Annotated in this window: 8 protein-coding genes; all 8 read right to left on the reverse strand. The window is 60.5% G+C overall.

The window, feature by feature from the left end:
* Positions 1-327: 327 nt before the first annotated feature.
* Positions 328-1,314 carry a contractile injection system protein, VgrG/Pvc8 family gene (locus B4967_RS03870; RefSeq protein ID WP_083023706.1) on the reverse strand — a complete coding sequence of 329 codons (987 nt, stop codon included), beginning with the start codon at positions 1,312-1,314 and terminating at the stop codon, positions 328-330.
* Positions 1,311-1,754 carry a phage tail protein gene (locus B4967_RS03875; RefSeq protein ID WP_083023708.1) on the reverse strand — a complete coding sequence of 148 codons (444 nt, stop codon included), beginning with the start codon at positions 1,752-1,754 and terminating at the stop codon, positions 1,311-1,313. Before B4967_RS03875 ends, B4967_RS03870 begins: the two co-directional genes overlap by 4 nt.
* 121 nt (positions 1,755-1,875) lie before the next feature.
* Positions 1,876-2,568, reverse strand: a complete 693-nt coding sequence (locus tag B4967_RS03880; RefSeq protein WP_139794396.1) for a phage tail protein — start codon at positions 2,566-2,568, stop codon at positions 1,876-1,878.
* 132 nt (positions 2,569-2,700) lie between these two features.
* Positions 2,701-4,539: a phage tail tape measure protein gene (locus B4967_RS03885; RefSeq protein WP_083023711.1), complete on the reverse strand. Its 1,839-nt coding sequence runs from the start codon at positions 4,537-4,539 to the stop codon at positions 2,701-2,703.
* A gap of 33 nt (positions 4,540-4,572) precedes the next feature.
* Positions 4,573-4,707, reverse strand: coding sequence for a GpE family phage tail protein (locus B4967_RS03890; protein WP_083023717.1), 135 nt, complete (start codon positions 4,705-4,707; stop codon positions 4,573-4,575).
* Positions 4,708-4,733: 26 nt separating this feature from the next.
* Positions 4,734-5,081 carry a phage tail assembly protein gene (locus B4967_RS03895; RefSeq protein WP_083023712.1) on the reverse strand — a complete coding sequence of 116 codons (348 nt, stop codon included), beginning with the start codon at positions 5,079-5,081 and terminating at the stop codon, positions 4,734-4,736.
* Between the two features lie 57 nt (positions 5,082-5,138).
* Positions 5,139-5,648, reverse strand: coding sequence for a phage major tail tube protein (locus B4967_RS03900; RefSeq protein ID WP_083023714.1), 510 nt, complete (start codon positions 5,646-5,648; stop codon positions 5,139-5,141).
* A gap of 36 nt (positions 5,649-5,684) precedes the next feature.
* A partial coding sequence (locus tag B4967_RS03905; RefSeq protein WP_083023715.1) for a phage tail sheath protein occupies positions 5,685-6,842 on the reverse strand: 1,158 nt, incomplete at its 5' end.

A 6,842-nucleotide genomic window follows, 5' to 3' on the forward strand; every position in this document is an offset into this window, starting at 1 on the left:
AACAAAACCGCCACAGCGTCAGCTTGGCGGTCATTTACCTGGCGTCTGACGCTAGGTGTTATCCTTAATTGCTTACATCATTGCAGTGAACTGTTATTTACACAAGGTCGTTTAGTCGTAAGCGTATTGCCTTACAGATCTCTACAACTTAAGTCACTGCATAACTACGTGTTTTGCGTACCTTATAGTCTGTTTAGGCACCTAATACGCTAATTAAGTACACATATTACCACTATTTCTGCGTTTTGTTCACTGCGTCGCTAACCTGCACAGCTAGCGTTGCTATCTGTGGTGTTGTTAAAACAATAGCTTATGCGTCCAGAATTTTTAGTTATTTTGCCGTGTCTCCAACTGCAACGCGGTGGTGTATCTGGTTTCCGTCAGGTTGTGCGTCACTTCTGTTATCACCCACGGCGTGGCGTCGATTTTGGGTTTCCAGCCGATGCACCACACGGGCGTTTCGGGGAAGATCTCCGGGTCGCCAATGGCCTGGGTGATGGAGAAGTAGGCGGTGCCGCGCTGGATGCGTTGCCATTCGGCTTGGGCAGCTTCCAGTGCTTCTTCTTCGCTGGCGTAGGTGTGACGCAGTTGCTGGGCGTTTTCGGGGTCGCATACCGTGACGGCTTCGCGGGTGGCGTGGGCGGTGTTATTCCATAGGGCGGTCACGCCGGTGTAGGCATCGCGCTCGGCCATTAGGTAGCGGTGCTGGTCGCCGCTTTGGCGACGTAGAGGAATTGGCGGGATCTCCAGCCCGCTGGCGGTGGTGGCTTGGCCAGCGGGTACACACATCAGGCGGCCGGTTTTGACGGTGGCCACTGCGTCGAAGCGTTCTGCCAGGCGTGTGAGAAAGTGCAGGTCGCTTTCATCGGTTTGATCTATATGGTTGATGCGAACGCCCGCGAGGGTAGCGCCTACGCTGGGCGTGAGGTCGTGACGTTTGGCGATTGTGGTAATGATGTCGCGCACCGTGACGGCATCCCAGCTTTGGGTGCGCTTGCCGGGCAGGCCCTGCCGCAGGTCGGCACTGGAAGCGCGGATGCTGAGCGTGTCCGGGGCACCGGTGTGTTCCACTTCATCACCGGTAAAGGTGCCACGCTCGACCAGCGCCTGCCCCTTCCAGCCTATGGCCAGCGTGATTTTCGCGCCGGTAGGCGGGATATCGAGCATGCCGTCATCATCCGTTAAGACAATATCGAGCTGGTCGGCCTGCATGCCGCGCCGATCATTAAGCGTGAGCTGTGACAGGCGCGCGCGGAACTCTGGGCTGATGGTTTGGCCCTGCAGGGTGATGCGGTAATCAGGCTGCAGGCTCATGCCAGTGCTCCGGTTAGTGCGCGTAGGGCGCTGCTTTCCAGGATGCCGAGCAGTTCGGTCCGGCCTTCATCGATACGGGTTAGCTTCAGGTCGAATTCGATCTGTTTGGCGGCGCCGTCGCGGAAGAAGTCGCTTTTGCGCTCCTGGAGGCTTTCGATGGTGTACATGCCGTAGTAAGTGCCGGTGCCTTCGATGAGTGGCCAGGCGCGACCTTCGTCCGCCAGGGCGCGCAGCATATCCAGGTTCTGTTGGCCGCCGGGGAACATGGGCAGTAGGGTGCCGGTGAGGTTGATGGTGTCGTCCCCGGGGCCAAGGTATTGATGGGCGGGCCGTGCGTTGATGCGCGAGGAGCTGGCATGCCGCCACGCGGTTTGCCGTTGGAGCTGTTGGTAAGCGGCCGTATTGAGGCCAAACACGAAGAGGCCGTACGTCATCATCATGGGCTTGGCTCCTGTCAGTCGTTGTCATAGAGATTGCGGCGGTACGCGGCGGCGGCGCGCTGTTCAACCGGTTCGCATGCGGCGCTCTACTTCTTCGCCTACTAGCCGTGCCAGTGCCTGTTCATCCATGCCGGGGGCGGCGTTCACGGTCAGGCCGCCCAGGTTGATGGTGACGTTGACCGGCTGGGCGCTTGCGTGGCTTTGTAGCGGTTGGCCGGGCGTCGATTTGTACGCCGCTGGTGTCGATGTTGGCGGCGGCGCCGGTCGTGAGTCCGGCGCCGAGGATTAGCCCGCCCGCTGCGTTACGTATGTTGGTGGCGAGACTGCGCACCTGTTTCCGCGGGTTATCCGCATCTTCTTCAATACCGCCGCTTAGCCCTTGGGTGATGTTGTTGCCGTAACCGGCAAACACACGACTGGGGGAGTTAATGTCGAGGACGTCTTTAAACCAGCCCTTGACGCTTCCGGCCATGCCGGTGACCGATTCGCGCAGCTCGCCTAACTTGCCGGTTAGGCCGCCAATGATGCCCTCCACAATCATGCTGCCGAGGTTGCGGAAGCCTTCGGGTACGGAAATACCCAGGCGCTCCAGTGTGCTGGTGAAAGCGTTATAAATAAGCCCATAGGGCGACCAGTTGACCAGCAGGGTAGCGATGCCGCCGATCCCTTCGCTAAAGGCGCCTTTCACCTGCTGCCATAGGCCGATAAAAAACGCCTTGATGGGTTCCCAGTATTGGTAGATGGCTAAGGCGGCCGTGGCGATGGCCAGCACGCCCCAACCGATGGGGCCAAGCCCTATCAGTAATCCTTTCACGGCGGTCAGTACCCAGGGGATGGCGGTTTTGGCCAGCCAACCGAAAGGAGCCCCAAAGCCCGCTTGCCTTGATGCCCAGGGAGGCGAGGGCGAAGCGGGTAAACAGTAGCGGGGAGACGATGCCCGCTAATGTCATGGTGACCGCACCGACCGCCGGGAGAGAGCAATAACGCCCGCTGCCACCTGGGCGATGGTGCCCGCCAGCTCGGGGTTGGCTTTGATCCACTCCGCCACGCCGCGCGTGATGGCGGTGATGTTTTGCACCAAGTCACGCAGGGGGCCGTCGTTGGTGTCGGTGATGCTGATGCCGACTTCTTCCCAGGCGCTGCGTAGGTTCTTTAGGTCGCCGCCGAGGTTATCGGCCATCACGCGGGCCATTTCGGCGTTTTCACCGGCGTTGGTTTGTAGCGCGCCGATCAGGTCATCCAGCATGCCATCGGACATGCCGTTGACCAGCTCGGTCATGCCGGACCCGGCTTCGGCACCAAAAATCTTGGAGAGCAGGGCGCGGCGTTCCACGTTGCCGAGATCCCGCGTGGCGTTGTTGATGTCGCGGAGAATGTCGGGCATGGCGCGCATGTTGCCGCTGGCATCGGCCACTTGGAGGTTGAGCTGTTCCATGGCTTTGCGACCTTCCTTGGCGGGGTCGGTCAGGCGGTTGGCCATGGCGCGCATGGCGGTACCGGCCATGCTGCCTTGTATGCCGATGTTACCCATCAAGCCTGCCATGGCGGCGGCCTGTTCCATGGTGAGGTCGAGATCTTCAGAGCCGCCCAGGTACTTCATGGTTTCGCCGAGCATTTCGAGATTGACGTTGGCTCGGCTGGCGGTACCGGAGAGGATGTCCGCGACGCGTGCCATGTTGCCTTCCACTTCCATATCGACCTTGAAAGTACCGGCGATATTGGAGGCGATGTCTGCAGCGCGGGCCAGCTCGGTGTTGTTGGCCAGTGCCAGGTTCAGCACGTCTCGCATGGAGGACTGGATGGCTTCGGCGCTCATGCCTGCGCGCATTAGAAACTCTTGCCCGCCGCCCACTTCGGTGGCACTGAAGGCGGTGGAGCCACCGAGTTCGCGGGATTGTTCACGTAATGCCTGGTAGCGTTCGTCGTCGGCACCGAAGCGGCCAACGGCTTGCAGGGTGCTCATTTGCTCGCCCCAGGCAACGCCTGGCATTAGCAAGCGGCTGGCGGCGTAGCCTTGGGCGATGCCTGTCCCGAACATGCCCATCCCCACGCCTTGGGCGCGGGCGACGTTGGCCATGCCGTTCTGGTAGCGGTCGCGGGCTTGGGTTAAGCGGCGTTGGCGGTCGGCGACTTCGGCGAGGTGACGTTTTTGCTCCTGCAGCGTGGTGTTTAGGCGCTCTTCTTTTGTGCGCAGCTCCCGGGCGCTTCGGCCCAGGTGGTCGGTGCTGATGCCCGCTTCATCCAGCCGCGTTTTTAGCCCTCGAATTCGCTCGGTTTGCGTGGCGTGGTTCTGGGTGAGCCTTTTAACCTCTTCGCCTGCGTTACGGGTTCTGTTGCGGTACTCCTTCATTGCGCGGGCGGAGCGGTCGAACTCGGTTTGCTGGCCGTGCAGGCGAACGCGGGCGCGCTCTAGTGAGGCGGTGAGCTGGTCAGTGGGTTGCTTGGTTTCCAGCAGCTCTTTTGCAAGGCGGTCGTATTCGCGGCGGGCGACCGTGAGGCCTGACTTGATCCCGACATGGGCTTCGCGCTGTTTTTCGAGCGCTTCGGTGTATTGCTGATTACGGGCGCGGGCGTCGCGCATCGCGCGGGTGTTTTGCCGCATGGCGGCATTGGCTTTGCGGTAGCTGGTGAGGTCGCTTTGCTGACGCTGCAGGTCTTTTAACTGGTCGCGGGTTTCGCGCATGGCCTGGCCGGTTTGCCCGGCACTTTGGCGCCTTCGCTTTAAGGGGCCGGTGACGCGATCCACGGTGTTGAGCATGACTTGCAGGCGTAGATTGCGCGACATCGGCCGTTCCTTCTCTTTACGTTACACGGTGCGTTACTTGCCCGGCTTACCTTTGGGCTTGCCTTCGTGGCGTTTGCGGGCGCGTTCGCGCCATTCCATGAGTTCTTCCAGCTCCATGTTGTCCATGGCGTTGGGCTCCCAGTGGAAGACCATGGCGAGATCCGCCATGGCATCTTCCACGTGGTGGGGTAGCGCTAGGCTTCGATTTCCTTGAACTTCTTTGGGGTTAAAAAACCGTTCAGCGCCGTGCCGAGCTGTACCAGATCCACGATGTCCATGGTTTTCAGTTCGGCTTCGGTGAGCGCGGGAGTGGTGATGCGGGGTAGCACCTTGGTGAGGGCGGCGACGTCCAGGTTCATGATGTCGACCAGGGAGACGCCGCGCATGCCGCCACTCATGGGTTTACGCACGGTGATCTCTTTCACCAGCGTTTTGCCGCGCTGTAGAGGGGTTTCCAGTTCGACGACTTCGGTGGGTACACCTGGTGCAGTGGCTTGGGTGTCGGTGTTCTCAGCAGCTTGGGCTTCGGTCTTATCGGTCATGGTGGCTTCCTAATGATTGAATTGATCCGCCGAGGCGGCCTTGGTGAGTAGTTGGGGTTATAGACCTAGGGCGCGGCGGCGTTCGGCGAGGCGGTCGGTACCGCGCACGTTGAACACGTAGCCGGGGACGTCGCGCTCAATGATGTCTTCGCCATCGACGGTCAATTTGAAGTACGACAGGGTGGTGGTGACGCTGATCTGGTTGTTGTCGCCCTTGCTGGCATCGCCGAGGTTGATGGTTTTGTGACGGCCACGCATGACGATCTCGACCGGGATGATGCTGCCGTCTTCGTCGGATTCGTAAGAGCCAGTCATACGGAGCAGGGCGGCGTCGTGAATGGGGCTGCCGTAGGTGTCGAACAGGCCATTGACGGTCATGCCGCCCAGCGTCCACTCGAATACCTGCAGCTCATTGCCGTGGTCGACCTCAATCGGGCCGTCCATGCCGCCGCCTTCGTATTCGACCATTCTGCGCGCCAGTTCCGGCAGCGTTAGCTCGGGGATCATGCCCTGCCAGTTGTTCCCGTCGCCGAACAAATTAAAGTCTTTCAGGATGTTAGGTAGCATTCTGTTGGCTCCTGTTAGTCAAACAAGCGGCGGCGGTTAGGCAGCGATGCGGTCGGCGAAGTCGACCAGGTATTGGTCGGTGATGCGCTGCTGGAACATGAGGTTTTCGAGCGGCGGTACCGGGGTGTAGTCGTAGTCGATGTACAACTTGCCGCTCTTGAGCACTTCTGGGGTGTTCAGCTCGGCATCGAACCAGGCGGAGCCGCCGAGCAGGTAGCCACGTCGGATAAGCTCGCGGAACTTGGCGTTAATGCCTTCGATGATGTCGCGCACCAGGCTGGGGTGCATGGGTTTATCGACTGCCCATAGGTGGGCTTCGGCAATGGTGTCGGCCAGCACCTGGGCGGTGCGTGTATAGGACTCGAAGGCGAACAGCGGATCTTCTGAGCAAGTGCGGGAGCCCCAGAAACGAAAGCCGCTTTTGTTGATAAGGGTGGTGACATCGGCGGCGTTGAGTACGCCTGCGTCGGTGGCCGGATCTTGCAGATCCCATGAGAGATCCTTGGTGATGCCGGTGACGCCATTGACGGGCATGTTAGAAAGCGTTTTGTGCCAGCCGATCTGGTTGTCGAGCATCGCTCGATGGCCAAGTGCCTTGGCAACGGCGGAAAGCGGGCGGATCTCTTCGGCGTCTACATCGAAGGCTTGCCAGTTCGGCCAGATCACCATCACTTCCCGCTGACCAAAATTCTCGCGGTACATGTTGGCTTCTTCGACGGTCTCGCAGCCGTAGGCGGACACGTAAGCGAAGGCGCGCAACTGCTGGGCAACGGCGGCGAGCTCGCTGGCCACGCTTTCGTTGTCGAGTTCCGGCACGCCGAGAATGCGAGGCTTAACGCCGAACTTGGTTTCTGCCGCCGTGAGCGCCTGCATGCCGAGTTTTTGGCCGGTTTCGCTCACGCCGCCGATGATGTTGGCGGTGGTGGCGTCAGCATCGGCCCCTTCTTCAACGCGCACCACGACACAGATCGCGCGGGTTTCATTGACGATGGCCGATAGGGTACGGCGTAGGGTGCCGCTGGAACCGGCGTTGCCGATTGCAGCGTAGAGGTCGGTGACGAGCACCGGGGTATTGAGGGGAAAGGCGGTTTCATCGGCCATGGGGGCCGTGGCCACCAGCCCGATCACGGCGGTGGAGACCGTGCGGATAGGGCGGGTGCCTTCGTTGATTTCAACGACGCGAACGCCGTGATG

The organism is Vreelandella lionensis, assembly GCF_002087295.1.
Classification (GTDB): domain Bacteria; phylum Pseudomonadota; class Gammaproteobacteria; order Pseudomonadales; family Halomonadaceae; genus Vreelandella; species Vreelandella lionensis.

Bases quoted from the DNA above. Each gene is read 5' to 3' on its own strand.
- B4967_RS03870 (WP_083023706.1), bottom strand. From the start codon at position 1,314: ATGAGCCTGCAGCCTGATTACCGCATCACCCTGCAGGGCCAAACCATC.
- B4967_RS03875 (WP_083023708.1), bottom strand. From the start codon at position 1,754: ATGATGATGACGTACGGCCTCTTCGTGTTTGGCCTCAATACGGCCGCT.
- B4967_RS03885 (WP_083023711.1), bottom strand. From the start codon at position 4,539: ATGTCGCGCAATCTACGCCTGCAAGTCATGCTCAACACCGTGGATCGC.
- B4967_RS03890 (WP_083023717.1), bottom strand. From the start codon at position 4,707: ATGGCGGATCTCGCCATGGTCTTCCACTGGGAGCCCAACGCCATGGAC.
- B4967_RS03895 (WP_083023712.1), bottom strand. From the start codon at position 5,081: ATGACCGATAAGACCGAAGCCCAAGCTGCTGAGAACACCGACACCCAA.
- B4967_RS03900 (WP_083023714.1), bottom strand. From the start codon at position 5,648: ATGCTACCTAACATCCTGAAAGACTTTAATTTGTTCGGCGACGGGAAC.